The following is a 25,987-nucleotide window of genomic DNA, read 5'->3' as shown; positions in this document are numbered from 1 at the left end:
GGTGCTCCTTTCCTGTATTTTCAGTCTGCTGGAAAATATTCCGACGATTTTCACCGCATAACCGCATGCCCTGCAGGTTCAGATCTTTACTGCGGTTTTCTCCAGATACCGTCCTGATCTACATAGAAGGTATCGATCACTTCATTGACCGCCTTATGTCCATCCGGATACAGGTAGTAGATCTGTCCGTCGATGTTCTGCCATCCTGTGAGCATTCCGCCGTCGCCGCCGAGGTAATAAGCCTTATCACCCAGCGTTATCCAGCCGGTCACCATAGCTCCGCTCTCGGAGAGATAATACCAGGTATTGTTGTAGAGAAGCCAGCCCGTCTGCATCTTTCCGTCACCGTTCATGTAGTAATAAACGCCGTTCTTCATCTGCCAGCCGGTGAGCATCATTCCGTTTGCGTCAAATAAGTACCAGATATTTCCGATAAATCCCCAGCCGTTCTTTAAATAAGTTCCGTCCGGGTAACGATAATACCAGCGGTTTCCGTCGAGGATCCAGCCGACCACATTCACATTTGACGGGGCCTGCTGGGAATTTCCGGAATTATTTGTGCTGCTGTTGTTGCCGCTTGACGGCTTTTTCTTTGCCGCTCTCGCCGCGTCATTCTCATCGATATAGACCTCATCGGATATGGTCCAGTCGCTCTTTGACGCGTACTTGGATACCTCATCGTTTGACGGGAGCGCGCGCACCTTAAAGGTGTAGGTTCCCTTGGAGCTCATATACGGAAAGAGATCACAGCTGCTGGTGTGGATCTCGCCGCTCTTGTAGACGTTCTTGCTGCCGCGGTAGAGGTACACCTCGTAGGACGCGTCCTCAACGGCCTCCCACTTCGCGAGTCCGAGATCGGAGCTTCCGGACTTTGTGGTCTGCCAGTATGCCTCGCCCGGCGCGTCAAGATCGCCCTTTGCCGGTTTTGTCTTTACGGTAACCACCAGACGGTCGGAAGATGTTCTCGAAGCGCTGACAAAAGTTCCGTTCTTTACCTTTACCTTTGAGGAAGTGTAGGAGCTGCTGCTGAACCTATAGTCATTTAAAGTCTTTAAAGTAACTTTCATGGTGTAGGTTCCGCCGATCTTCACGTCGTTCTTTGTGGAAGACCACTTTGCGGATACGATATCATATTTATCGTTGTTCGGGATCGATACCTCGCAGTTATCAGAATTGTATCCCACATCAAGATCCGGCAGGGATTCCCCCACCGTCGGTGTCACATCCAGCGTGATGCTGACACTATTCACATAACTGGTCGCCGCAAACGCTGTCTGCGCCCCGGATACCGCAAACACGACCGCCATGACCCATGCGGCCATCCATGTACTTATTTTTTTCCATTTTCTTTCTGCCATAGGATTGCCTCCCCTCAAGTATCTTTCTTTAACTATATTATAAGGTTGGACAATATCTCCCGTCAACTTACGATATTCTGTCTTTTAGCGGCAAATCCGTGGCAGTTTGAGGCTTAGAATCTGCATTTTCCTATTATTCTTCCATTTTCCATATTTACCGTTGATCCTGTCATTTTCTGTGTAGTTTTAGTCTGTCCTCAGTGCGTCGATCGGATTCAGCTTCGCCGCCCGGCTCGCCGGCATGTAACCAAAGATCAGTCCGATGGCAACAGAAACGCTAAACGAGATCACAACTGCTGTCATGGTTGGCGGCGCGTCGATTCCCATGAGGGCACCGATTCCCGTACTTGCTAAGGCTCCGATCATGATTCCGATGATTCCGCCGATGGAGCTTGTGACCAGCGCCTCGATGACGAACTGCAACATGATCACGCTCTTCTTTGCGCCGAGGGCCTTCCTGATGCCGATCTCCCTGGTTCTCTCTGTCACGGACACCAGCATGATGTTCATGACACCGACGCCTGCAACTAACAAGGAGATACCCGCGATACCGCCCAGCATCATGCTCATCATGGCAATCTGCTCATTTAAGGAATCGAGAAGGGAGCTCATTGCTGTCACCGTGTAGAGGTTTTCGCTCTTCATCTTTTCATAGAGAAAATTTTTAAGTTCTGTCGTACATGTTTCCGTGTCGTTGATGTCCCGCGATGTGAAGATATAGTTGTTGATCACAGCATTTCTCGCCATCTTCACAGCTCTGGAATACGGGATCCACACAAAGTCATCCATACATCCGTCATCGAACTCAGAGCTGCTCTCCGTCTGCCGTTCCACAACGCCTACGATGGTGTAGCTGTCACCGTTTAACTTGACCGTCTCGCCCACGGCGTTCTGGGAGCCGCCGTAGAGCTCCTCCGCCACGTAGGCGCCGATGACCGCGACTTTTCGTCTCGCCTCCATGTCGGAGTACTGGAGATTTCTGCCATACTCGATATCGTAGTCCTTGATTGCGAGATAATCCTCACTGTAGCCGCCGACACTGGTGGAATCCATGGTGTCAGAGTCATGTTTTACCGTGACGCTGACGGACACGTTCGGGGACATGTTCTCGTAGAGGTCTGAATGTTCCTCGTAGAACTTATAAAATTCGTTCACATCAATACTTCTGGATGCCACCGCCTTGTACTGGACCGTGATCTGATTGACGCCCATGGAAGAAAAGCTCTCCACCATGTAGGACATATAGCCGTTGACGATGCTGACCAGGATGATCACCGACGCGACTCCAATGATGATGCCGAGCATCGTCAGAAAGGACCTCAATTTATTGCCCCAGATACTTTTTAACGCCATTTTAAATGATTGCAGCATACTTTTTCACATCCCCGTCGAAATTGATCTTTCCGTCATGGATCCGCACCACCCGCTTCGCCTCCAGGGCAATGAAGCTGTCGTGGGTGATCATGACGATCGTGTTTCCTTCTTCATTGAGTTTCTTTAAAAAATCAAGCACCTCCCGGCCTGTCCTGGAGTCCAGGGCACCCGTGGGCTCATCCGCCAGGATTAAGGACGGATCTCCTGCGAGAGCCCGCGCGATGGAGACTCGCTGCTGCTGGCCGCCGGAGAGCTGGTTCGGAAGATTCTTCCATTTTTCGTCGAGACCGACCTTTTTTAAGGAATTCATGGCCCGCTCCCGCCGTTCTTTCTTGTCGTAACCGGCGTAAAGGAGCGGGAGTTCCACGTTCTCTAAGAGATTTAACTTTGGAAGCAGGTTATACTGCTGGAAGATAAAGCCGATCATGCGGTTTCTGATCTCCGCCAGCTCGTTGTCGGACATATCCGCCACGTCCTCGCCGCCGAGGAAATATTCGCCCTCCGTCGGGACATCCAGGGCTCCGATGATGTTCATCAGGGTTGATTTTCCGCTTCCGGATTTGCCGACGATGGCGACGAACTCGCCTTTGTTGATGGAAAGGCTGATGCCGTCGTTGGCGTGGACTTCCTCGTCGCCCATGTAGTAGATCTTGTAGATATTGCGCAGCTCTATCAGAGGTTCCTGCTTTTCCAACTTCTCATGAACTTTTGAAACTGCCTCTTCCTGTTTCATCGGCTCTTCTGCGGTATCTATTTGTATTGAGAATTCAGTCTTTTCTATACAATTTATCTCCTATACACTACTGGGATCTTCGTCCGCTGCCACCGTTGCTGCCGCCAGGACCTCCGTTTCCGTCAGGACCGCCCGGTGCGCCTCCGCCCATATCACCGCCAGGACCGCCCATGCCGCCCATCTGCATCTGATCGGTCTGCGTCGAGCTTCCGGAATCGGAGGAAATGTAGACCTCGTCCCCCTCAGAGAGGCCGGAAAGGATCTCCACATAATCGTCGTTGATGATTCCAGTTGTCACCTGGACCACCTCAAAGCCGTCCGGGACGTTGCTGCTGCCGGATTTTCCGGAGCCGTTGCTCTTAGAGCTGGAATTATCCGTACCGGAACCTTTGGAACTGCCACTTGCCTCTGCGCCTGCATCCGGCTGTCTATCCACTGGATCTGCATTCAGAGTTCCATCTCCATGGTTCTTTCTCTCTGAATCTGCGTCACCCACATTATCTGAACTGTCATTTCTCTGTGTATCAGCATTTTCTGTGCTGTCCGAACTCTTCTTCACATACACTCTGTTTCCACGCATCAGCGCGCTGGCCGGGATCACCAGAGCATTCTCAGAGCTGTCGAGAATGATCTTCGCATCCACGTTCATGCCCGGAAGAAGACTTCCCGTATCATCCAGAGTCACTGTCACCGGATAGTTTGTGACACCGTTGGAGTAGCTGCTCTGCAGACTCACATTTGTGACGGTTCCTGTGAATGTCTCGCCTTCCACCGCATCCGCCGTGATCTCCACAGACTGGCCGACCTTGATGCTTGAGACATCGAGTTCATCCACGGACATCTCCAGTGTCATGGTGGACAAGTCATAGATCACCGCCATGGTGGTCGTTCCGCTGGAGCTCTTGGAGATCTTATCCCCAACCTTCGCGTTTTTCGTGATCACTGTCCCCGAGATCGGCGCTGTGATCGTGTAGTCATCCACGCTGTCCTGGGTATTGCTCAGTTTGTTCTCCGCGTTTTCCAGGTTGTCATCTGCGCTCTCCACTGCATCCTTGAATTCCTTTAAATACTCTTCCGCCGTCTTTGTGGTCACCTGGAACAGCTCGGAGTTTTTCTCCACATAAGAACCTTCATGAATCAGAAGGTTCTCGATCTCAAGGCTCTTGTTTCCGGAGATTTCCACGCTCAGGGTCGTCTCCGTCTTCGCGGCGAATGTTCCCTCGGCGCTGCAGACAAATCCGTCAACGGTCACGGATGCCGCGGTGTCTGTCGTGAGTCCGCCTGGGTTTGATACCTCGACCGTCACGTTCTTCACGAGACGTCCTCCGGAGAGTGTCTCCTCCATGCTGCTGACAACCGTGACGGTTCCGGAGATCTGCTCGCCGATGTCCTCCAAAGTCACTGCCGCCTCGTCACCTACGTTGATCTCCGCCGCCTCGCCTGAGAGGAACGGGACTGTGATCTTCATAACAGAGTCATCATAGAGATCCGCGATCTTCGTTCCATTATTTACCTTATCGCCCTCTTTGATATAGAGAGTCTTGATATATCCGGACGCTGTGGAGCGGTATGTATTTCCGGCGATCCGCGCTATCTCCTCGGCGTAATCGGACTGTGCCGTCTGGGCACTCTCCTTCGCGCGCTGGAGACTTGTCTCTGCGGAGCTCAGGTCAGAGTCCATGGAAGACGCGTCGATCCGGTAGAGGATCTGGCCTTTTTCCACCACGTCGCCCTCCTCAAAGTTCGCCTCGATGACCTCGCCTTCCACCAGGGATGTCACCTCGTAGGTGTCCTTCGGTGACAGGGAGCTGGACGCCGTGAGCTCTGAACTGATGTCCGTCCGCTTCACTGTCGCCGTTGACACGGACTGGTCACCCTGACTTTTCTGGCTCGAGGTCTTTTTCTTATAGAGGAAAAATCCGCCAAGCAGCGCTGCCAGAACCACTATAAGCACGATCACGATCCTTCCGCTTTTTCCTTTCCGTTTTTTCCGTTTCTTCTCTGCGGCCACCTTTTCGTTCTCCATACTCGTTCCTTTCCTGTCTATTGAAATCTTCCGCTTCTCTTAACTATGTTCCAGATCTGAATTTCCTTGCCTTAATTTTCTCTACCCGCATTCCTTCTGCGGTATTTCTATTTCATGTATTATATGTATATTCGTAACTAATCAATAATCTCCGACAACATCTACAACCGTATAAGTCGCATTCTCGTCGCTTCCACTCTTCTCCCACACGATTGCGATCTTGTCACCCACCTCAAACTCTCCGTAGACGGAGAACAGATACTGGAGCTCTGACCCGCTGATCTGGAACTCATCGCCCTCACCGCCGTTGTCCTGGTAATCGGTGTTTAAGACCACCTTCACCGGTGTGAACGGGTCACTGGAATCGTAGTAGATCGCCTTGATCCGGCCCTCCGTGGCGCCTTTGTTCTCGCCGCCGTTGGAATAGGCGAAGATCATCTTTGTCTCCTCGTGGTAATAGATCACGGTGGCGTAATCGTTGATCTCGCTCTCATCGGACATCTCGCCGTTTAAAAACATGGTAGCGTCTTTCAGGGAAAACGGAACAAGACTCTTTAAGTTCCGGCTGTCATTGTCTAAGATCTTCGGTCCCTTTAAACTGTTATCCAGGATCGAGGATGTGTTGATCTCGCCGTCGGAATTGTAGGTCAGGTCAAATACCTTGCTGCCATACTGGTTTCCTTCTTTTGTCTTCGCCTTCATCAGGTTATAGAACAGGTTGATGCAGTCTTCCCTCGTGAGGACCTCGTCAAGATCACGATAGATCCCAGAATCCAGGGACAGGGACTTGAACTTCGCAAGGCGGCTCTCCTGAAGACTTCCGGAGAAATCCTCGTTTGTGTATCCTAAGACTCCCAGGACTGCCTTGATGGCATCCCGCATCGTAACTCCCTCGTCCGGCTTAAAGTTTCCGCCGAGATAACCGGACATCCAGGAGTTCGTCGCCGCCGTGCGGATCGCCGCAGAATACTGGGATTTTGAGGAGACATCCGCGAATACAGATACGGTTCCCGCCGCGTTTGCCGCCTCCTTGTAGTCCGATGCCTTTACGAGGAGTTCCGCAAATTCACCTCTCGTCACATTCGCCTGGTAATTACTCGTCGTTATAATTCCAAGCAGGCTCACCGCTTTCTTCCTCATTTCAAATGTGGTGCTGGCCGCGTAAGCGTTCACCGTCATTCCGGCCCCCACCGCACAGACCGTCAGACTGACCGCTATTATCTTTCCTCTTCTCATTTCCGTTCTCCTTTCATCCGCCTTGACCGCCAGATCATCAGCCCCTGCAGGTCATCTCTTTCCAGATCCATTGCCTGATTTCCATTGACTGCTGCGTACACTCGTCATCACGGGATCTTTGTACTTTTAAAGTACATATACTCCTGGTTCCTTGCATTTTTCTTACTGTTTATTACGTTTCTGCAATAAACTCTATCAGAAACTTGTGATTCCTCTGTGTTCGACCTGTGTTCAAACTGTGAAGGATGTCACACAAAACAGGGCATATCTGCGGCAAAATTGTGGCATGAAACAAAAAAGACCCAGAACAGATACCACTTTCGGTACCCGCTCCAGGTCTTCTCCCTATTCTCACACCCCCGGCAGCCGCCCGATCACATCGATCCCGGCGAACACCAGAAGTCCGTTTTTTATGATAAAATTTAAGATCACGATCCCCGCCGCTGCGTAAGCGATCCGGTCATCCAACTCCGGTCGGAATCTCCTGTTTCCCGTGGCAAAATACAGGATCCAGGAAGCCGCAGCCCACACAGCTACCGATGCCATATACGGCACCACCGGATGGTACAGAAAGCTTAGTACCGGATGCCCTGAAAGGAGTGCCCGGACGGCTCTCGTTCCCCCGCATCCCGGACAGTAAAGCCCGGTCATCATCTGAAACAGGCATGGCATCCGGAACCATGTCGGGATCATAATCTGGCTGCGATCTTCTGGCGCAGTCCACCGACCTTTGCTGCTGCCGAGTCGAACTCTCCCCCTGTCATCTCACCGGTCAGAACCGCGAACTCATCTGTTCCTTCCAGTGTCACAAATTTCACGTCACCGAAAGCTGCCGCAACGGCCTCTTTCTTTGCTCTCTCAGAACCCTCAAACCGTGCAAAGTACTTTCTGGAAAGCTCAGCCGCCGGATGTACCTCAAGCTTCTCGCTGCTCCAGCCGATCTTCTCCGGCTCATCGCCGAAACGGACTGCGGAGATCATATCCCCGACAACGGCGCTGGCTGTCGGCAGTTTCCCTGCTCCGCTTCCATAGAACATGGACGCGCCCAGCATATTCCCCACAACGAGGATTCCGTTGAACACATCTGTCACCGCATACAGCGGGTCCTTCGCGTCCACGAGGACCGGCGCGACCTCCAGATAGATCTTTCCATCTTTATTCACGCTGGTTCCGAAGAGCTTGATCGCCGCACCCATATGTGCCGCGTAGCTGGAATCCATGGAAGTGATTTTTGTGATTCCCTGGGTCGGGATCTCCTCGTAGTTTACTTCTTTTCCCGTTGCGACCGCAGTCAGGATCGCGATCTTTCTGCAGGTGTCATATCCTTCAATATCCGTCTCCGGGTTGCGCTCCGCGTAGCCCAATTCCTGAGCGCGCTTTAACGCCTCCTCGAAGCTCCATCCCTCCTCATTCATCTTTGTGAGGATGTAGTTTGTGGTTCCGTTTAAGATACCGGAGATTTCTAAAATCTCCTCACCGCCGAGACACTCCACAAGCGGGCGGATGATCGGAATACCGCCGCCGACACTCGCCTCAAACAAGAAGCTGATGTTCTTTTCCGCGGCGATCCGGATCAGTTCTGTCCCATTGGCCGCAACCAGTGCCTTATTGGAAGTCACCACATGCTTTCCCGCGAGCAGGCAGCGCCTTACAAACTCGTAGGCCGGTTTTGTTCCGCCCATGGTCTCCACAACGATCCCGATCTCCGGGTCATTTACGATCTGTTCCACATCATGGATCACAAGCTTCTCCACAGGACTTCCCGGAAACTCCCTGAGATCCAGGATATATTTTACTTCTATCGGCTCTCCAGCCTTTTTTTCTACGCTTTTGCAGTTCTTATCAAGAACCTCATACACGCCGGAGCCGATGGTTCCGTATCCCATAATTGCCGCTTTCATCCGTCTATTTCTCCACTCCTAAAATTTTCACATTCTGTACGCCTTTTAAGTGCTCGATCTCCTCAACCATACCGGCAACATTTCCCGTGTCGGAGAGGACTTCCACACTGAGCGTTACCGTCGCGGATCCGTTTACCGGGATCGTCTGGTGGATCGTAAGGATGTTCGCGCGGTAATCCGCAACGATGTGGAGCAGGTCAGACAGAAGCCCCGGCTCGTCCATCATCTGGGTCACAAGAGTCACGGTCTTTCCTCTCGTGTTGTCGGAAAACGGAAGAATATCATCCTTATATTTATAGAAGGAACTGCGGCTTAATCCCACCTGCTCCGCCGCCTCCTGCACCGTCATGTTCTTGTCCGCCTCAAGCAGACGTTTCACCTCAACGACTTTTTGAAGGACTTCCGGCAGCGCTTTGTCACGTACCACATAATATTTGTTTTTTTTCTCCATATATCAGACCTCGCAAGCTAAAAATTTCTTTTTTATTACCGAAATCATACGTTTCATCGATTGCTCTGGCACGTTACCATATGTGCGTCCCAGAAAAACATGTGTACGCAAGAATCTTAGCATATTTTGGATACTTATGCAAGCAGATGTTCGCTGTCTGGCAAAATCCACAGTTATTGCGTTACTGTACGCGCATGCGTGTACAGTAACGTGATTTTGCCGATGCTTCGCATTCCAAATCGGCAAAATCTGCTACCAGAAGTGTATCGTACGGAATTTTCAGTTCAGAAAATTCCTACCCGTGTACAGTAACGTTATTGCTCTTAAAACAAGAAGGGAGAACCTGCAGATCAGATTCTCCACTTTTTTATTTCCATTTCGGATCGTTTTTACCGATTTTTCAGTTTTAATTCCAGTTTCAGAATTTTTCTCTTTTTACAGATGCTCTTCCAGCTCACTGTTCCTATGTACCCCAGTGATCGCATACTCTGCCCACTCCGCGATATTTGTGGCGTGGTCGCCGATGCGCTCGTAGTATTTGGCGATCATGAGGATGTCCAGGATCTGTTCCTGGGTTGCCTCGCCGTTTAAGATGCCGTCTGCCAGTTCTTTCTTTACCTGGGAGAACATATCGTCGATCACGTCATCGTAGGCGATGACTTCCTTTGTCTTCCTGAGATCCTCGTTTGCGAAGCTCTCGATGCTCTCGCGGACCATGGACGCAACGGCTTTTGCCATCTCGCCGAGTCTTGTCGCCTTTACCGGCTCAAGAAGGTCTGCGGTCTTGATGATCTCCGCGATATCGCCCGCCTGGTCACCGATACGCTCCAGGTCTGTGATCATTTTTAATGCGGATGAGATCTTTCTTAAGTCACTCGCCACCGGCTGCTGCTCTAAGAGAAGCTTCAAGCACTTGCTCTCGATATCTCTCTCCTTTAAGTCCACGTTCGCATCGTCTTGCAGGATCTTCGCCGCCTGCTCCCGGTCCATGTGCATCAGTGCCTCGTAAGTCCCGTCGATCATTTTCTCGCAGAGCAGTCCCATCTCCGCCAGCATCTTATGCAGCTCTTCCAATTGCTTTAAAAACGCGTCTCTCATAATCAGCCAAACCTCCCTGTGATGTAGCTTTCTGTCCGTTCGTCCCTCGGGTTCGCAAACAGATCACCTGTATTATTGTACTCGACGACCTCACCTAACAGAAAGAACGCTGTCTTGTCAGAGATACGCGCCGCCTGCTGCATGTTGTGGGTGACGATCACGATGGTGTATTTATCCTTTAATTCCATCGCCAGGTCCTCGATCTTCGATGTGGAGATCGGGTCCAGGGCGGAGGTCGGCTCATCCATCAAGATCACCTCCGGCTCCACCGCCAGGGTTCTCGCGATGCAGAGTCTCTGCTGCTGTCCGCCGGAAAGTCCCAGGGCACTCTTATTTAAGCGGTCCTTAAGCTCATCCCAGATCGCCGCCTGACGCAGGCTTCTCTCAACGATCTCGTCGAGATCTGCCTTTCTCGTGATTCCGAAGATCCTCGGGCCATAGGCGATGTTGTCGTAGATGCTCTTCGGGAACGGGTTTGGCTGCTGGAATACCATGCCGACCTTGTGGCGCAGTGTGATGGCGTCCATATCCTTAAAGATGTTCTGTCCGTCAAGCTCCACTTTTCCGTCGATCTTTACATTCTCCACAAGATCGTTCATCCTGTTCAATGTCTTTAAAAATGTAGATTTTCCGCAGCCGGACGGTCCGATGAACGCGGTGATCTCATGGGCGCTGATCTGCATGTTGATGTCCTTAAGCGCATGGAACAAGCCGTAATGCAGATTCAGCTTTTCGATATCAAATTTCGGTTTCATATCAGTCATATATGTTTTCCTCTCTAAAACTCTCATATGCCATCCTCAGAGTTTCATTACTTCTCCCTCAAGAATCTGTCATTGAGGTCCTTTTCCGAATGTTTCTTACGCTGCCTCGCCGGAGCTCTTTTTCTTCAGGTGATGGCTCCACACGTTCGCGCCAATGCTGAATGCCAGAACCAGGATCATAAGGACCGCGGAGGCGGTGTTCGCCAGTGCCTTATCCTGACCGTTTACCTGAAGGTTCCAGATCTGGATCGACAATGTCTCTGCCGGGCGGAAAGGGTTGAAGGGGCAGGTCGGGGCTGCCAGGTTCCAGTTGCCCCAGCGCAGGTCGCTTCCGGATCCTGTGGTGTAGAGGAGCGCCGCCGCCTCACCGAATCCACGTCCCGCCGCCAGGATGACGCCTGTCATGATGCGTGGGAGACATGCCGGGAGAAGTACATAGAAGATGGACTGCCATTTTGTCGCTCCAAGTCCTAAACTCGCCTGAAAATATCCCGCCGGGAGTCCCTTGATGGCATCCTCGGTGGTCGTCGTGATAAGCGGAAGTGTCAGGATCGATACGGAGAGTGCCCCCGCCATCAGACTCTTTCCCATTCCGAAGAATACAAGGAATACCAGGTATCCGAACAGACCCACAACGATGGACGGAAGGGAAGAAAGTGTCTCGATACACATTCTCAAAAACTTTGTCATTTTTCCCTGTTTCGCATACATGGCCAGATAAATTCCGGCGCAGACACCGAGGGGGATGGATACCAGCAGGGAGATAAATACGAGATAGATCGTGTTGAACAACTGGTTTCCGATGCTTCCTTTTCTCGCGAAGCGGAACATCTCCGGTTTTGCCCCCATGAGACCGCCGATGATGACCTTACCCGCAAAGCCGATCAGAAGAGCGAAGAAGAAGATCGCAACCAGGTAGAAAATGACTGTCATAACACGGTCCACATCGCGTGAACGTCTGATCTTACTTTCCATGGTCTAATTTTCCCCCTTTGCTGCGAACTGCTTTACCGGCACCGCGGTCGTGCTTATTTTCACAGAAGTGCTTGTTTTTTCTTCTTTCTCCGGCTTCACCGCTGTCACATGATGGATCAGGAAGATGAAGAACAGGGAGATTGCGAATAACAGCAGTGCCATGGTCCAGAGTGCGGATTTCATCTCGCCGCCCTCCATGGCGTTGCCCATCTGGGCCGCGATCTCGGTGGTCAGAGTCTTTGTCGTTGAAAAAATGCTTGTGGGAAGCGCTGTTGTCTGACCGATGACCATGGCAACCGCCAGGGCCTCACCGAAGGCTCTCGCGAGACCTAAGATCACGCCGGAAATGATTCCAGGCGCTGCCGCCGGAACTACGATCCGGTATATGGTCTGCCAGCGGGTGGAGCCAAGTCCGTACGCTGCCATTCTGCATTCCTTCGGTACGGAGTGAAGGGCATCCGCCGCAACACTTGTGATCGTCGGGAAGATCATGACCGCGAGGACCAGCCCCGCTGCCAGGATAGAATGTCCCACCTGACGGTCAAACACGGTCTTGATCGCCGGTACAAGCACTGTGAGTCCCACCCATCCGTAGACAACCGATGGGATTCCGGCAAAGATCTCGACTACCGGGCGGTAGAATTTCTCTCCGAACTTCGGGGAGATCTCCGTGATGAAGATCGCTGATCCCAGGGAAAACGGAGTCGCGATAAGAAGTGCCAGGCCGCAGGTGCAGAGCGACCCAGCGATGAAGATCAGCGCACCGATGCTGCCGCCGCCTGCCATATTATCTTCCGGTGCCCAGTCTGCAGATCCTAAGAATTCCAGGAAGGAATGTCTGTAAACCAGGAATGTGGATGATCCCTTGTATACAAGGAACGCGCCGATCACGATCGTCAGAAGAATTACGAACAGTCCACAGACGGTCATCAGATCCCGCCACAGATATTCTCTGACGAACATGCTTTTTTCTTTACCATTCTTCATAAGTCCTCCTGCTTCCGATATTCGAAGCAAATTCTATCATAAATCATATCGGGGCGGGCCAGATTCGTCTGCCCCGCCCCTGTTTCGCAGCTCTCTTGTCCATGTCCTCTTTTTTCTTTCATCCGGTCGGATCATGGCTCACTGCCCGGTCTTAAGTTTTGTCTCAATTAATGCTCAGTATTTGTCATCTTGGAAGATACGCCGTATCCTAAGGATTCCATCTTTGCGCCGTACTCATCGGACATGATGTAGTCAAGGAATGCGCTTACAACTTCGTCCGGCTCACCCTTTGTATACATATGCTCAAATGTCCATACCGGATATTTTCCAGCGTATGTATTTTCAAGTGTCGGCTCTGCGCCATCGATCGCTACAGTTGCAACTCCCGCATCACCTGTCAGATAGGAAAGTGCTACATATCCGATCGCACCCTTTGTATCTTTTACATTCTGAAGAAGAACACCGGAATCATCTGTTTCCATGGAAGTATTGGAAGCTTCCTCGTTTCCGTCGAGAGCGTATTTCTGGAAGGTTGCTCTTGTACCGGAAGATGTCGGTCTTGTTACAAGGACAATGCTCTCATCCGGTCCGCCAACCTCTTTCCAGTTTGTTGTCTTTCCTGTGAAGATGTCGATGAGCTGCTGTTTTGTAAGATCCTCAACACCGCCTTCTTTTACATCGTTGTTTACGATCGGAGCCATTGTGACTACGCATACCTGATGATCAACAAGCTCTTTTGCCTGTGTCTCGTCAAGCTTTGCGGAGGCCTCAACATCGGAGTTACCGATATTTACGGTTCCCTCGGAAACCTGCTTTAAGCCCTCTCCGGATCCTCCTGCGTCGATCGTGATGGAAACGTCCGGGTATTTCTCGATAAACATGTCTGCTGCATCGTCAACCAGCGGTTTTAATGCGGAAGAACCTGCCGCTGTGATCGATCCTGTAAGATCTGCTTTTTTCTCTGCTGCTGTTGTCGCTGCTTCTTTTGCTGTCTCTGCTGCTGCCGCAGTTGTTGTCGCTGCTGCTGTCGTGGATGCTGTACTACTGCTGCTTCCGCATCCTGTCATCATGCTGACTGCTAATACTCCTGCACCTGCAAGTGCCATTACTTTTCTTGTTTTCATAATTCTTTTCTCCTCCTCAAAGGTCTTTGTTTTTGTTTTTTCGTAACTGTTCAGTAGGTCTGCGCACTTGCTGCGCTGACCGTAAGAAAACATAGGCTGGAAGGCAAAAATCCCATCAGCGAAGCTGATCTGGAATGGATTTTTGCACGTAACTATGAAGGTACTGAATAGTTACGTTTTTTCTTTCTCTGTACAGTATTATTTTTATCACGAATCCCCGAAACCAAAAACCATGGTTCGGTAACTACTTTGTATAATCTATGTAAATTGTAAATTCAGATTTTCGTTTGAAAATATAGCCGGGTAAAACCTTTCCACTGTGCCGGACTACCGCGAATTCAAAAAAATCAGCCATTTGTCGAGATTTTTCACAGTAGTACCGTTATCGCACAGGTATGGATATGGCCCGCTGCACGCAAAAAAAGACGCACCATCTGGTAGTCTGGAATATTTCTTCCAAATCAATCAGACGATGCGTCTTGATCCTTAAGATCCTATATTTCCTTTATAACCTTTTTGCCTGGCCCTTGTTTCTAAACTCCAGCAGCCGGACCTTCCGGTGCAACTGTTCCGCCTGGAACAGTCACAGAACTCGGTCCTTCTGTCTGGGCTGCCGGGCCGGCGCTTGTGGTCGCCTCCGGAACAGCGGTGGACTTTTCATATCCCGGTCCCACCGGATTCTCCGCTGTGGTCTCCTGCGGATTTGACGGACGGAACTCCTCCGTGGAAGTCTCCGCCTCATCTGTCGGGCTCACTGCGTGACTCTCTGTCGGCTTCACATAGATATTTCCATGCTCATCCGTCTCATAAGCGGCGCTGGTCTCATGGCTTCCGGAAGAAGTTTCGATCGGCTTGCCGTCCGGTCCTGTCTCAGTTTCACCCGTGCTCTCAGATTCCTTCTTGGATTCTTCGAGCATGGACTCCATCTGGGATTCTTCCTGACTCTCCTTCTTACTCTCCTCTTCAGCGGAAAGTGTTGTGGCCTCCGTCTCGCCCTTCGGGATATATCCCTGATCCGTCGCTACATGATCGATTTCCTTGCCAGCCTTATTCAGTCCAGTAAGTTCAGCGATCTTATTGCTGATCGTCTGGACCGTGCTGGATGGCTTGTAGTCCTCTTCACCATAGAGGAACTTGTGAAGGCTTGTAACATTGCTCACGAGTGTCTGCGGGATAACACAGGACAATTTCAGCTTGCCGATCTTCATCTTCTGCTCTCCGCGGGCTGCCGGGAATCCGGTCGTCTCACCGAGATGGTATTTCGTGACATTCTTCGCCATCGGAAGGATATCATTCATATTGATATTTGTCGCGCACATCGCGGACATATTGCCGATCAGGCTGTTTAATGTCGCAAAGTCTGCCTTTTTCGCCTTCTCGAATGCCTTCTGGATTACAAGTCTCTGGCGCTCTGTACGCGCATAGTCACTGTCCATCAGACGAAGACGTCCATAGGCAACGGCCTGTACGCCATCCAGATGGTTCACACCTGCTTTCTTTAACTGTACAGAACCAATTCCGGTACCTTTTACCGTCTCTGTGATGAACGCGTTGATGTAGTAGAACTCGGACTTACTGATATCGATGTCGACACCGCCGAGGATGTTGATCGCTGTTGCGACTGCCTTCCAGTTGAACGCTACATAGTGGGTGATGTTGAGATCCAGATTCTTATTCAGGGCTTTTACGGCCTGTTCCGGACCACCCATCGCATATGCCGCGTTGATCTTATTGTATGTGTTCTTGTCGCTCACATTCAGGTAAGTGTCGCGGAATACGGATGCCAGCTTGATCTCTCCGGTCTCACGATTTAAGTTCACGATCATGATAACATCGGACTGGTTGCCTTTTCCTGTGGAATTGTCACGGGAGTCCAGGCCAAATACCGCAATGGTCCAGTAGCCTTTTTCCATCTTATCTCTCATTTCCAGAGAGATGTTCTCATTCCGAACGTCCGCAATATCAAAATTATTCTGTCCGTTCATCTTTCCGAAGTTGTGCTGGATATAGCCGTATACCGCTGCGGCAAAACCCAGGACCAGAACGATCAGGGCGATCAGAACACCGATGATGATCTTTTTCTTCTTGTTTCCGTTTTTCCGTCTTCTGTGATTGTGGGAAGCTGCCCCATGGCTCTTTGCTGCGGCACGGCCTGCACGGCTTCCCGGGTCAGCACTCATAGAATACAGATCTTCCGTCCTGTGAGTGCGGCGTTTTGCGGACGTCTCACTCTCGCTCTCACGCCGTCTGCTCTTTCTGGCGCGGGAACGGTCTAATTCGTCTTCATAATTCATGTCATTTGTCCTCGTCTTAGTAAGCGTTTTTATTGATGAATCCCTTGAAAACCGTCAGGAACATGATCTTGAAATCAAGACCAAGTGTCCAGTTCTCGATATAATAGAGATCATGCTCGATCCGTTTAATGATCGAAGTGTCTCCACGGTAACCATTCACCTGCGCCCAGCCGGTAAGGCCCGGACGAACCTGATGCTTGATCATATATCGCGGGATTTCTTCCTTAAATTTTTCAACGAAAAATGGCCGTTCCGGTCTCGGACCCACAAGACTCATATCACCAATCAGGATATTAAAGAACTGCGGCACCTCGTCGATGCTTGTACGGCGGATAATTTTTCCGATGAGAGTTACACGGGCATCTCCCTTTGTTGTCCAGCGGCTCTTCTCCTTGCCCGGATCCTGAACCGTCATGGAACGGAATTTATACATTTTAAACGGCCGGTTGTGAAGGCCGACTCGTTCCTGACAAAAAATGATCGGTCCCGGAGATGTCAGCTTTATGAGCACTGCCACGATCAGCATGATCGGGGAGAAAAGTACGATCCCCACGATCGCACCCACGATATCGACGGCTCTCTTTACCATCGCATTCATCGGATCATTCAACGGAACGCGGCGGATATGGATCACCGGCAGGCCCTGGAGATCTTCCATATACGGGATCGTCGGGATAATGTTCCCGTAATCCGGGATAAACTTCGTGTGCACGCCGGATTTTTCACAGAGAGCAACGATATGGCGGAGTTTTTCATACTCGCTCAGGCTCAGTGTGACGGCGATCTCATCGAGACTGTTCTGCTCTAAAATATAGTCGAGGTCCTCGATGCAGCCGATGACCTTTACTCCCTTATACTCACTTCCGCGTTCCTTCGTATCATCAATGATCCCGCGAATCGTGTACCCCCATTCCGGATTCTTGTTTACCCGGTCGATAAACCCTTCCGCTGCGGAGGAATAGCCAACTAACAGGATATGTTTCTGATTGTATCCTTTTGAGCGCATGGAACGAAGCACGATCCGGATTCCATTCCGCTCAATGGTCATAAACGCCACGTTCAGCACATAGAAATATACGACCAGTCTCTGGGAGAAGTTGTAGAGATGCGGCTCTTTTCTTCCAAAGTACAGGATCAGACCAAAAATAAGGAGTCCGATCGTGTTTGCCTTGAATATCTTTCCGAATTCATTTCTGCGTCCGAGTACACGCTTCGGCGTGTACAGTCCAAAAAAGGAGTACAAAAGCAGATACGCCGGAATAATGACAAGGAGCGCGCCAAAATAAAAACCGACCTCAAGTGTCCGTTTTCCGAGCAGGTTCGCCCATCCGCTTCCGATTACGATAAACCATGCAAGCAGATAAGAGAATGCGGTCACGAAGGCGTCAAGCACAACGTGAAAACGGTTGAGGCTCTTCTGATTATCTTTGATCATATAATTTTCACCCTGTTTTCCAAGGAACATGCCGGTCAGAATTCTTTCCGTGGTCAGCGCATGCACAGCTGCGCCAGCCAATTCCCCACGGCAGGTATTTTCAACTATACCATGCCCCGGCAGACTGCCTTTCTAAGGTCACTCCTCCGGACATGGTACCGCCATCATAAAAAATATGCATACATAGTATACATAAAATTTACCCATTTGCATATAAACGATTTCTTAAGAAAATCTGAGATTTCCGTAAATTATTCGTTTATTTTGCATAAAAGCAGCCGTTCAGCCTATCCGCACTGAGCCGGCCGCACAGCGTCCGGCGAAGAATCTCAGACTTTCGCTCCAAGCTTCGCCGCCTGTCTCCTGGAAAACTCATAAACATAGACTGCGGTTCCGGCGATCAGCTCAAGCTGGATCCCGATCTCCCGCTGTATTCTTCCTTTAAAGGAAGGGACGCGTTTACAGTTCTTTAATGTTCTGATCCCCTCAAGGAATCCGGACACATAGTCTTTTCCGAATCCCATCTTTTTAAAAAACAGGAACTTTACAAATGTTCCCGCGAGAAGACACGGAGAATTTAAAAGTAACTGCCAGGTGCGCATATTTTTGTAATTCAGATACACATTATTCCTCGCGGCAAGCTTCACCTTAAAGGAATTATACTTCGATCCGCTTGTCCCGCTGCCTACATGGTACACCACAGCTTCCGGGCAGAATACGTTGTCATATCCGTAAAGCTTCGCCCGGTATCCCACATCGATATCCTCGAGGTAGGCGAAATGCATCTCATCGAAGTATCCGATGGTCTCAAACACTTCCCGGCGGTAGATTGCCGCACCGGCACACGCCGTAAAGACGCGGCAGCTCTTTTTATAAAGCTTTTCCGGACGCCCGACGCCCCGCTGGAACGCCCAGCCGAGGACGCTGTACATGTCTCCGGCATCGTCCATAAGATCCGGGTGGTACATCTGGATCATCTTGCTGCTGACGGAAAAGATCTTCTCCGACCGGTCCATGGCCCTCTCCAACGCTTCGACGTAGTGGGGAGCCACTTTTGTATCATTATTTAATAAGATCACATAAGGCGTATCTGCCGCCCTGATCCCCACGTTTACCGCACCGGAAAAGCCAGTGTTTTCCGGAAGAAAGATCGACGGGATCTCCCGCTCCTTCAGCCACTCCACGCTGCCGTCCGTGGAACCGTTGTCCACCACCAGGATCTTGAAATCCTTTGTCGTCTGCTTTTCCAGTGCCTCAAAGCACGGTTCCATAAACGAAAGTCCGTTGTAATTCGGAATTATGATCGTTGTCTTCATTCGTCTAACGGTACCTCCAGTTTATATGGTTCCCCGATTTTTTCCTTTTTCAGGTCACGCAGCGCAAAATTTGATTTTCTCAGTGTCAGGTTCGGATTGTAGTACGGATCTCCGTCTCTCAGGATCTCCGGCCAGCGCTTCGCGAAGGTGGCGATCTCACGGTTAAATCGCTCCACCTTCTCCGGTGTGTCCTCAAGTCCGCGGGACTTGGATTCATAGTGATGAAGCACCGCATAAGGCGCGTATACTACAAGTTTTCCGAGCTTTCTCACCTTCATGCAGTAATCAATATCATTGAAAGCCACCGCGAGCTCTTCTGTAAATCCCCCCACAGCGTCAAATACGGAACGCTTGCTCATCATGCAGGCCGCTGTGACCGCGCTGTAATCCTGGGCACACATCGCGCGGTTGAAATAGCTGTTCTCGGATTTATGAAGTCCGATAAACGTATGACCGGCGATACCGCCGAAACCGATAACAACACCGGCGTGCTGGATCGTGTCATCCTCATAGAGCAGTCTCGCACCGGCGATCCCCACGTCCTCCCTCTGGACAAAGCCAAGCATCTCTTCCACAAAATTCTTTGCGATCAGTTCGATATCGTTGTTCATGAACAGAAGGTACTCGCCCTTTGCGTGCTGTACGCCGAAGTTGTTGATCGCGGAGTAGTTGAACTCTCTCTCCCAGCGGACAACGTGCACGTTCGGGAACTCCTTCTGGATCTTCTCGTAGTAATCCCAGGTCGCCTGTTCCGTACTGTTGTTCTCCACGATGACGAACTCCAGGTTCTTATAGGTTCCCTCCGTCAGCATCGGGCGGATGCAGTTGTCGAGGTCCACGGTGTGGTCCTTGTTCGGGATAATTACAGAGACAAGCGGGTCATCCTTGATCTTAAACGTCGTGTGATAGATCCCGTAATCCACACCCTTTTCTACCTTTTCTGCCTCAATTCCCACTCTCTTATAGTGGTCCATAATGGCACGGGAACCGGCTGTGAAGGCATAAAGCTTGCTCTCGGGGTTGCTTGCCGTGGAATTTGGGTGGCAGCGCCAGTGATAGAGCACCTTCGGGATATGGCAGATCTGCTTTGCATTCTCTGTACAGCGGAAAATAAAGTCGTAATCCTGGGCTCCGTCATATTCCGGCCGGAAACCGCCGACTTTATCGAGCAGTTCTTTTTTCACCACAAACAGATGGCAGATATAGTTGACGCTCGTCAACAGGTCCGGATTGAAATCCGGCTTGAAATGCGGGTCGAACAGTTCATCCCCATCCATGTCAAGCTTGTCCTCATCGGAATAGAGGACATCGCAGTTTTCATTCTCATTCAGTTTTTTCGCGCACTCAAAGAGCGCGTTCGGTGTCAGACGGTCATCATGATCCGCAAGAACAATGAAATCACCTTCTGCCATCTCAAGGGCGACGTTCGTATTTCCGGAGATACCGCGGTTTTCCCCCAGTACCTGATAGCGGATCCTCGCGTCTTTCTCCGCATATTTCTTTAAAACATTCTCGACACTCTCACCCGCCGGGCTGCCGTCCGCGATGCAGAGTTCCCAGTTCGCGTAGGTCTGCTCCACGATGGAGTCCAGCATTTCCTTCAGGAATTTCTCCGGAGTCTTATAGACCGGGATCACGATCGAAAATTTCGGCATATAATCGAACTTCTTTTTCTTCTGCTCTTCCAGCTCTTCCTCTGACGGTTTCGTGAGATTCCACCACTCTGCGTAGTCGTAATCGTCATCAATCCCCTGGATCTTGTGCTTGGATTTTAAGATCAGGGCTTTCAGGCCATTTTCCTTTAAGAAGTCCCAGGCAACATGGACTGTCTCCATGTTCATAAGGTTCATGAGCTTCTGTACCTTGCGGTTTGCCGCGCCGGTTTTTCTGCGGATCGTCATATCGCTGTATTTCACACGGGTCGTCTTCTTCTCGCCGCAGATCACAAGATAATAATTCTTTCCATGTTCATACGGAAAACGGATATCAAAGCCGAGATCACGGTCGATGATCTTCTTATAATAGATCTGGCTCACGTCATCTCTTCTCGTCGGAACGATCTTTGCCTTCACCGGCTGTCCCGCTTCATCCTCGACCCGGTAGGTGATCACGGAATCCGGGTTGCTCTCAACAGCCCAGCCATTTAACTGGATCGTCTGCTCCCGGACTCTCATCACTTCAACACTGTACTTCATACTTCCTCCTGTGCACCGGCCGGTGTATCAAAATTGATGCGCTCCTCCTCCACAACGAGCGGGCGGTGCATCACACGGGTATTGATGCTCATGATATACTCGCCAAGCAGGCCGATAAAGAAGATCTGGACAGATCCAAGAAAACACATTCCGATGAGAAGCGGCGCCATACCTGCCATAAAGCGGTCCCAATATAAGAGTTTCATGATCAGATATATGACTGCTACGATAAAGCTCACGCCACCGCAGAAGGCGCCGAAAAAGGTTGCCAGGCGCAGGCCCGCTTTTGTGTAGGACGTAAAGCTGAGCATCGCCGCGTCATATAATTTATAGAAGTTATTGTGGGTCTTCCCCGCGCGGCGCTTCGGCTGCTCGTACGGGATCTCTTTTCTCTTAAAGCCCAACTCCGCAACAATCCCGCGAAGGAACGGGGTCGGATCGTTTAAGTTTCTTAAGACCTCGATAAACTGTCTGTCGTAGAGTCCGGAGCCTGTAAAGTGCTCGATCTGCTCCACGTCGGATAATTTCCGGATCAGTTTGTAGTAGCAGCTTCTGAGCCAGTACATCACCGGGTTCTCTTTGCTGCTCGTCTTGATTCCGATGACGATCTTATAGCCATTCTCCCACTCGTGGACATACTTCGGAATCAGTTCCACCGGATCCTGGAAATCCGCCACCATGGAGATCACGCAGTCACCGGTTACCTGAAGGATTCCATAATATGGAGAATTGAACTGTCCAAAGTTTCTCGCGTTGAAGATCGCCTTGATCTTCGGATTCTTCGCGCAGAGCATGCGGAGCAGTTCTCTCGTCTTATCGGTGGAGTCGTTGTCGATGAAGACCAGCTCATAGTCGTACTGAGGCAGTTCTTTTGTGATAATGCCGATGACCGCTTCGCTGATCGGAACGACATTCTCCTCCTCGTTATAGCATGGAATCAAAACGCTGATTTTTTTCATGTTATATTTTCTTCTTCCTTAAATTTTACCTGACCGGTACCTTCGGGCACCTTTGTCAGTTTCTTTCAGCAGTGCGGCGGGCGCCGATCTGCTGAACTTTTTTTCTAAATTGTTGCCTAGTCTTTAACTTTTATCATTGTAACCATTTTTTCTGTTTTGTCAATACTCGACGTATTTCGCGGCATTTTTTCCCAATCTGTGATCGGTCTGCATTTTCAACTGATTGCTGCCCTCTCTGCCACCCCAGAATTGCTTTCTCGTTCAGTTAAATGGTTCTCTTTCTGAGCGCGATCATCCTTGTAATTCCGGTCTTGAAATCGACCTCTGGCTTCCATCCCGTCACCGTCTCCAGCTTTTCGATGGACGGCATCAGATTGATCAGACCTTCGGCGTTCTCCCCGCGGGTGTTGTATTGGCTCTCGCCCTGTCCGCCGCAGAGTTCGTGGATCTCCTCCACAAATTCCTTTAATACCTTTGTCTCAGCACCGCCGAAGTTAAATACAGGATTTTCAAGTCCCTCAAACGCACTTTCCGGGGCTTCGCAGAGTGCCGCCATCCCTCTAGCCAGATCGTCGATATAGAGGAAATTCCACTTCTGGGTACATGCCCCCAGAGACATTTCCTTATTACTTAAGAATATGTCCAAACAGGACTCCACTAACGTCCACGGGTGGTCCCCGGGGCCGTAGGCGCTGAAGATCCTGGCGTGAATGTACCGCAGTCCCAGTTCATCACAGAGTTTTTCTCCCTTTTCCCGCATGGCAAGCTTCGCCTCTCCATACAGGGATTTCGGCTCGCAGACCGCGTCCTCCGTGATCAGATCCTGGTGCATTCCGTACTCCGCCTGGGAGCCGGAGAACAGGAACTTTTTACAGCCTAGGGCTTTCGCCGTCCGAATCGTCTCCAGAGAGATCTCCATATTCTTCTCCTGAAGCGCCTTGTCCGTTCTTGACACGCTCCCGGATCCTCCCCAGCCGAAATGGCAGAACACGTCCTGCGGTTTTGTCACTTTTTCTAAAAGTTTTTCCGGCTCGGAAAGATCATTTTCCGTCACGAGAAGACGCCCGGATAAAAGTGCCTCCTCATTTCCCTCAAGGATCGTATCAAGTTTTGAGGATTTGGGGCGCACAATGGCGGTCACCGTGTGCCCTCTCCGTAAGAGTTCCCGCACCGTTGCCGCGCCGACAAAGCTCGTCGAACCTGTCATGATGATATTCATATTCTGCTGCCCCTTTCCTCATTTAACGCTGATCAATCATCCATCTTATTCCCGATTGCCAGTATATTGTACATGATGTTACTGTATACGGGTAGGAATTTTCTGAACCATCTTGCATTTTCTTCTAAGTTCCATGTCCCAGGCACACTGAACCTTCTTATTTATTCTCTACTAACGGAATAATCATATTTTCCTTCAGCTCTTCCTCCGGAAGGAACGGAGCCAGATCCTCCAGCGGCACGGATACCATAGTTCCGTCCGGCAGCATCTTTGCGGCTGCCTTCGGCTCGAAGCCCTGTTTCATATCCACGAAGATCTCACAGATCACCGGACCCTCCATGGCAAGTGTCTTCTCCACCGCCTCGCCGAGCTCGCTGTTGTGGTGGGCTGCCACATACGGATAACCATATGCCCACGCAAGCTTCTCCATGCTCGGGAAGCTTAAGTCGTGGCTGTCCACGCCGATTCCCACTAGCGGCTCATGGAAGTGGGTCTTCTGGGTCTGGCGGATGGAGTGGTAACCACCGTTGTTGATCAGGAAGATCTTGATTCCCATATGATGGTGAACGATGGTCTGGAGCTCCTGAAGATTCATCTGGATACTTCCGTCACCTGTCACAAGGATGATGTCCTTTGTATGGTCTGCGACCCAGGCACCGATAGCTGCCGGAAGGTCGTAGCCCATGGACGCGATGGCAGAGTTGCTGATGAACCGCTGTCCTTTCTTCATCTCATAGGCATGTCCGCCTACCACGCACGCGGAGCCATTTCCCACAACGGTGATCTGATCTTCCTCGCCGCGCCTGCTGATCTCCTTGATCGCCGCGTAAACATTTGCTGGCTCGTCATCTCCAGCCTCATAGTGTTTCGGAAGAACGACCGGATATTTTTCTTTCCATTCCTGACATCGTCTGATCCACCAGTCTACGGCTTCTTTGTCCTTTGCTCCGCCGTTCGGATCGAACTCTTCCTCGTCGAGGACGAGCTCCAGCTTCTCGAGAAGATCCTTGACATCCGCATGGACCGGCATGTCAACATGGACCGTCGGTTTCTTTAACTCCTCGGCGTCGATATCATTGTAGATCACATAGGCCTCTCTCGCCCAGGTCGGGTAGTTATAGCCCACCTGACGGATCGAGAGACGGCTTCCCAACGACAATAAGAGATCGCTGTTCTGTACTGCAAAGTTTCCGGCACGGTCACCCATATGTCCGGCACGTCCCACATAGAGCGGGTCTGTGTCATACATGCAGTCGATGCTGTTCCAGCCAGTGACAACCGGGATTCCAAGCTTCTTTACGACTCTCGCGAATACATCGAATGCCTTTCCGATTCGGATTCCGTTTCCGGCGTTGATCACCGGGCGCTTCGCCTCGCGGACCTTCTTTAAGATTTCTCTCGCCTGCTCTACCGTCACAGGATCCGGCAGTTTCACACGTTTTTCGCCCTGTCCGCTCACATCGGACGGGATCATTGCCGGTTTCCCTTCAACTTTATTCATCATGCAGATCGTACATCCGGAACATCCGGTTCCGTGACCGGACCAGCCGGTTCCGCCTGCTTCGTAATCGTCCTTATCAAATCCGAGAAGCGCTTCCGTCTCAATGTATGCCCCCTGAACATTCAACGGAATATCGAGCCAGCACGGTCCCGGTCTTCCTGTCTGCGCCAGATAAAGTGATTTCTCCAGACAGAAACGGATCCGCATCGGGTCCAGCACCATCTCGCTGTACTTTGTCATGCAGTCGATCGCTTTTGTGATCTCGAATTCCTGATCCCCCATCGCACGGATCCCCAGTCCTGTGCTGTGGGCGGTCGTGTCATAGCGGACCTGTCCGGATAAAACGAGCATCGGGATCGAGTCGAGCCATCCGCCGACTACTCCGGTGATCGCGTTTGTTCCACCAGGACCTGTTGTCACGCAGAGAGCCGCGATCTTGTTATGGATCCTCGCGTAGGCCTCAGCCGCGATGGCACAGGCCTGCTCGTGATGGTTAAAATAACAGTGAAGTCCCGGCTGGTGTCCAAGCCCGTCATCCAGGTGCATCGCGCCTCCGCCCGTCACCATAAACGCGTCGGTGATGCCCTCGTCTACCAGCTTCTGGGCAATATAATCAGAAACCTTCATTCTCATAAGTGAAACCTTCTCCTCTCTCAAATCGACAAATTCAACCCTACAACTCTTCTCGTTTTCCTTTACCTGGGTGCATGGCTGAATTTGTACCAAATATACCTTTCTAGATTATACCATGCGGACCGCATACAGTCCAGTAGATCATATTTTTGTAAGGTTTTCAGTAACTGTTCAGTAGGTCTGCGCACTTGCTGCGCTGACCGTAAGAAAACCTAGGCTAAAAGGCAAAAATCCCATCGGCGTAGCCGATTTGGAATGGATTTTTGCATGTAACTGTGAAGGTACTGAACAGTTACGGTTTTCGCAGGTCCTCCCCGGCGGCACTCTCCGCCTTAATTTTCCGCATTTTCCATCCCATGAAATGCTTTCCACGGCGTTCCAGATATGCCAGGAACCTACACTGGAATT

The 25,987-nt window shown here is 50.8% G+C and carries 20 protein-coding genes; all 20 read right to left on the bottom strand.

All coding sequences use genetic code 11. The features are described 5' to 3' along the window. Positions 1-86 precede the first annotated feature (86 nt). The gene (locus tag DW677_RS05630; protein WP_117485494.1) at positions 87-1,358 is read right to left on the bottom strand and encodes an N-acetylmuramoyl-L-alanine amidase family protein; all 1,272 of its coding nucleotides are present in this window, start codon (positions 1,356-1,358) and stop codon (positions 87-89) included. 186 nt (positions 1,359-1,544) lie between these two features. Continuing rightward, positions 1,545-2,729: an ABC transporter permease gene (locus DW677_RS05625; protein ID WP_117566643.1), complete on the bottom strand. Its 1,185-nt coding sequence runs from the start codon at positions 2,727-2,729 to the stop codon at positions 1,545-1,547. Further along, positions 2,713-3,465: an ABC transporter ATP-binding protein gene (locus DW677_RS05620; RefSeq protein WP_117566642.1), complete on the bottom strand. Its 753-nt coding sequence runs from the start codon at positions 3,463-3,465 to the stop codon at positions 2,713-2,715. Before DW677_RS05620 ends, DW677_RS05625 begins: the two co-directional genes overlap by 17 nt. Positions 3,466-3,532: 67 nt before the next feature. Further along, on the bottom strand, positions 3,533-5,491 hold the full coding sequence (locus tag DW677_RS05615; protein WP_242992113.1) for an efflux RND transporter periplasmic adaptor subunit: 1,959 nt from the start codon (positions 5,489-5,491) through the stop codon (positions 3,533-3,535). 141 nt (positions 5,492-5,632) lie between these two features. After that, complete coding sequence (locus DW677_RS05610) at positions 5,633-6,727, bottom strand: S-layer homology domain-containing protein (RefSeq protein ID WP_117566641.1); 1,095 nt, start codon at positions 6,725-6,727, stop codon at positions 5,633-5,635. A 351-nt stretch (positions 6,728-7,078) separates the two neighbouring features. After that, positions 7,079-7,420, bottom strand: coding sequence for a DUF2752 domain-containing protein (locus tag DW677_RS05605; RefSeq protein WP_117471657.1), 342 nt, complete (start codon positions 7,418-7,420; stop codon positions 7,079-7,081). Further along, entirely contained in the window at positions 7,417-8,628 is a 1,212-nt protein-coding gene (locus DW677_RS05600; protein WP_117504193.1) for a homoserine dehydrogenase, read from the bottom strand. The genes DW677_RS05605 and DW677_RS05600 overlap by 4 nt, the downstream gene beginning before the upstream one ends. Before the next feature lie 4 nt (positions 8,629-8,632). Beyond that, complete coding sequence (locus tag DW677_RS05595; protein WP_021905563.1) at positions 8,633-9,079, bottom strand: ACT domain-containing protein; 447 nt, start codon at positions 9,077-9,079, stop codon at positions 8,633-8,635. A gap of 435 nt (positions 9,080-9,514) precedes the next feature. Then, positions 9,515-10,177: a phosphate signaling complex protein PhoU gene (gene phoU, locus DW677_RS05590; protein ID WP_117485486.1), complete on the bottom strand. Its 663-nt coding sequence runs from the start codon at positions 10,175-10,177 to the stop codon at positions 9,515-9,517. A 2-nt stretch (positions 10,178-10,179) separates the two neighbouring features. Next, positions 10,180-10,941: a phosphate ABC transporter ATP-binding protein PstB gene (gene pstB, locus DW677_RS05585; RefSeq protein ID WP_117485483.1), complete on the bottom strand. Its 762-nt coding sequence runs from the start codon at positions 10,939-10,941 to the stop codon at positions 10,180-10,182. 96 nt (positions 10,942-11,037) lie between these two features. After that, complete coding sequence (pstA, locus tag DW677_RS05580) at positions 11,038-11,916, bottom strand: phosphate ABC transporter permease PstA (RefSeq protein ID WP_117485481.1); 879 nt, start codon at positions 11,914-11,916, stop codon at positions 11,038-11,040. A gap of 3 nt (positions 11,917-11,919) precedes the next feature. Beyond that, a complete protein-coding gene (gene pstC, locus DW677_RS05575; RefSeq protein ID WP_117485479.1) occupies positions 11,920-12,903 on the bottom strand; it encodes a phosphate ABC transporter permease subunit PstC in 984 nt (327 codons plus the stop codon). Between the two features lie 167 nt (positions 12,904-13,070). Then, positions 13,071-14,027 carry a phosphate ABC transporter substrate-binding protein gene (locus tag DW677_RS05570; RefSeq protein WP_242992112.1) on the bottom strand — a complete coding sequence of 319 codons (957 nt, stop codon included), beginning with the start codon at positions 14,025-14,027 and terminating at the stop codon, positions 13,071-13,073. A gap of 533 nt (positions 14,028-14,560) precedes the next feature. Beyond that, positions 14,561-16,321 (bottom strand): LCP family protein, encoded by a 1,761-nt coding sequence (locus DW677_RS05565; protein WP_242992111.1) that lies wholly within the window; start codon positions 16,319-16,321, stop codon positions 14,561-14,563. 16 nt (positions 16,322-16,337) lie between these two features. After that, positions 16,338-17,756, bottom strand: coding sequence for an undecaprenyl-phosphate glucose phosphotransferase (locus tag DW677_RS05560; protein WP_117469303.1), 1,419 nt, complete (start codon positions 17,754-17,756; stop codon positions 16,338-16,340). Between the two features lie 329 nt (positions 17,757-18,085). Beyond that, positions 18,086-19,072: a glycosyltransferase family 2 protein gene (locus DW677_RS05555; RefSeq protein WP_117566640.1), complete on the bottom strand. Its 987-nt coding sequence runs from the start codon at positions 19,070-19,072 to the stop codon at positions 18,086-18,088. Continuing rightward, positions 19,069-21,267 (bottom strand): glycosyltransferase family 2 protein, encoded by a 2,199-nt coding sequence (locus DW677_RS05550; protein ID WP_117566639.1) that lies wholly within the window; start codon positions 21,265-21,267, stop codon positions 19,069-19,071. The genes DW677_RS05555 and DW677_RS05550 overlap by 4 nt, the downstream gene beginning before the upstream one ends. Beyond that, complete coding sequence (locus DW677_RS05545) at positions 21,264-22,226, bottom strand: glycosyltransferase family 2 protein (protein WP_015553360.1); 963 nt, start codon at positions 22,224-22,226, stop codon at positions 21,264-21,266. Before DW677_RS05545 ends, DW677_RS05550 begins: the two co-directional genes overlap by 4 nt. Positions 22,227-22,491: 265 nt before the next feature. After that, positions 22,492-23,445 carry an NAD(P)-dependent oxidoreductase gene (locus DW677_RS05540; RefSeq protein WP_117504181.1) on the bottom strand — a complete coding sequence of 318 codons (954 nt, stop codon included), beginning with the start codon at positions 23,443-23,445 and terminating at the stop codon, positions 22,492-22,494. 157 nt (positions 23,446-23,602) lie between these two features. Further along, positions 23,603-25,579, bottom strand: coding sequence for a thiamine pyrophosphate-binding protein (locus tag DW677_RS05535; protein ID WP_117566638.1), 1,977 nt, complete (start codon positions 25,577-25,579; stop codon positions 23,603-23,605). Positions 25,580-25,987 lie beyond the last annotated feature (408 nt).

The organism is Clostridium sp. AM25-23AC (assembly GCF_003435125.1).
In the GTDB taxonomy this organism is placed as follows: Bacteria; Bacillota; Clostridia; order Lachnospirales; family Lachnospiraceae; genus Pilosibacter; species Pilosibacter fragilis.
The sequence above is the reverse complement of the archived record's forward strand: the minus strand, read 5'-3'. Positions and strand labels throughout refer to the sequence as shown.

Excerpts from the sequence above, each read along its gene's own strand:
- DW677_RS05630 (WP_117485494.1), bottom strand. The coding sequence starts at position 1,358 with ATGGCAGAAAGAAAATGGAAAAAAATAAGTACATGGATGGCCGCATGG.
- DW677_RS05625 (WP_117566643.1), bottom strand. The coding sequence starts at position 2,729 with ATGCTGCAATCATTTAAAATGGCGTTAAAAAGTATCTGGGGCAATAAA.
- DW677_RS05620 (WP_117566642.1), bottom strand. The coding sequence starts at position 3,465 with ATGAAACAGGAAGAGGCAGTTTCAAAAGTTCATGAGAAGTTGGAAAAG.
- DW677_RS05615 (WP_242992113.1), bottom strand. The coding sequence starts at position 5,491 with ATGGAGAACGAAAAGGTGGCCGCAGAGAAGAAACGGAAAAAACGGAAA.
- DW677_RS05610 (WP_117566641.1), bottom strand. The coding sequence starts at position 6,727 with ATGAGAAGAGGAAAGATAATAGCGGTCAGTCTGACGGTCTGTGCGGTG.
- DW677_RS05605 (WP_117471657.1), bottom strand. The coding sequence starts at position 7,420 with ATGATCCCGACATGGTTCCGGATGCCATGCCTGTTTCAGATGATGACC.
- DW677_RS05600 (WP_117504193.1), bottom strand. The coding sequence starts at position 8,628 with ATGAAAGCGGCAATTATGGGATACGGAACCATCGGCTCCGGCGTGTAT.
- DW677_RS05595 (WP_021905563.1), bottom strand. The coding sequence starts at position 9,079 with ATGGAGAAAAAAAACAAATATTATGTGGTACGTGACAAAGCGCTGCCG.
- phoU (WP_117485486.1), bottom strand. The coding sequence starts at position 10,177 with ATGAGAGACGCGTTTTTAAAGCAATTGGAAGAGCTGCATAAGATGCTG.
- pstB (WP_117485483.1), bottom strand. The coding sequence starts at position 10,941 with ATGACTGATATGAAACCGAAATTTGATATCGAAAAGCTGAATCTGCAT.
- pstA (WP_117485481.1), bottom strand. The coding sequence starts at position 11,916 with ATGGAAAGTAAGATCAGACGTTCACGCGATGTGGACCGTGTTATGACA.
- pstC (WP_117485479.1), bottom strand. The coding sequence starts at position 12,903 with ATGAAGAATGGTAAAGAAAAAAGCATGTTCGTCAGAGAATATCTGTGG.
- DW677_RS05570 (WP_242992112.1), bottom strand. The coding sequence starts at position 14,027 with ATGAAAACAAGAAAAGTAATGGCACTTGCAGGTGCAGGAGTATTAGCA.
- DW677_RS05565 (WP_242992111.1), bottom strand. The coding sequence starts at position 16,321 with ATGAATTATGAAGACGAATTAGACCGTTCCCGCGCCAGAAAGAGCAGA.
- DW677_RS05560 (WP_117469303.1), bottom strand. The coding sequence starts at position 17,756 with ATGATCAAAGATAATCAGAAGAGCCTCAACCGTTTTCACGTTGTGCTT.
- DW677_RS05555 (WP_117566640.1), bottom strand. The coding sequence starts at position 19,072 with ATGAAGACAACGATCATAATTCCGAATTACAACGGACTTTCGTTTATG.
- DW677_RS05550 (WP_117566639.1), bottom strand. The coding sequence starts at position 21,267 with ATGAAGTACAGTGTTGAAGTGATGAGAGTCCGGGAGCAGACGATCCAG.
- DW677_RS05545 (WP_015553360.1), bottom strand. The coding sequence starts at position 22,226 with ATGAAAAAAATCAGCGTTTTGATTCCATGCTATAACGAGGAGGAGAAT.
- DW677_RS05540 (WP_117504181.1), bottom strand. The coding sequence starts at position 23,445 with ATGAATATCATCATGACAGGTTCGACGAGCTTTGTCGGCGCGGCAACG.
- DW677_RS05535 (WP_117566638.1), bottom strand. The coding sequence starts at position 25,579 with ATGAGAATGAAGGTTTCTGATTATATTGCCCAGAAGCTGGTAGACGAG.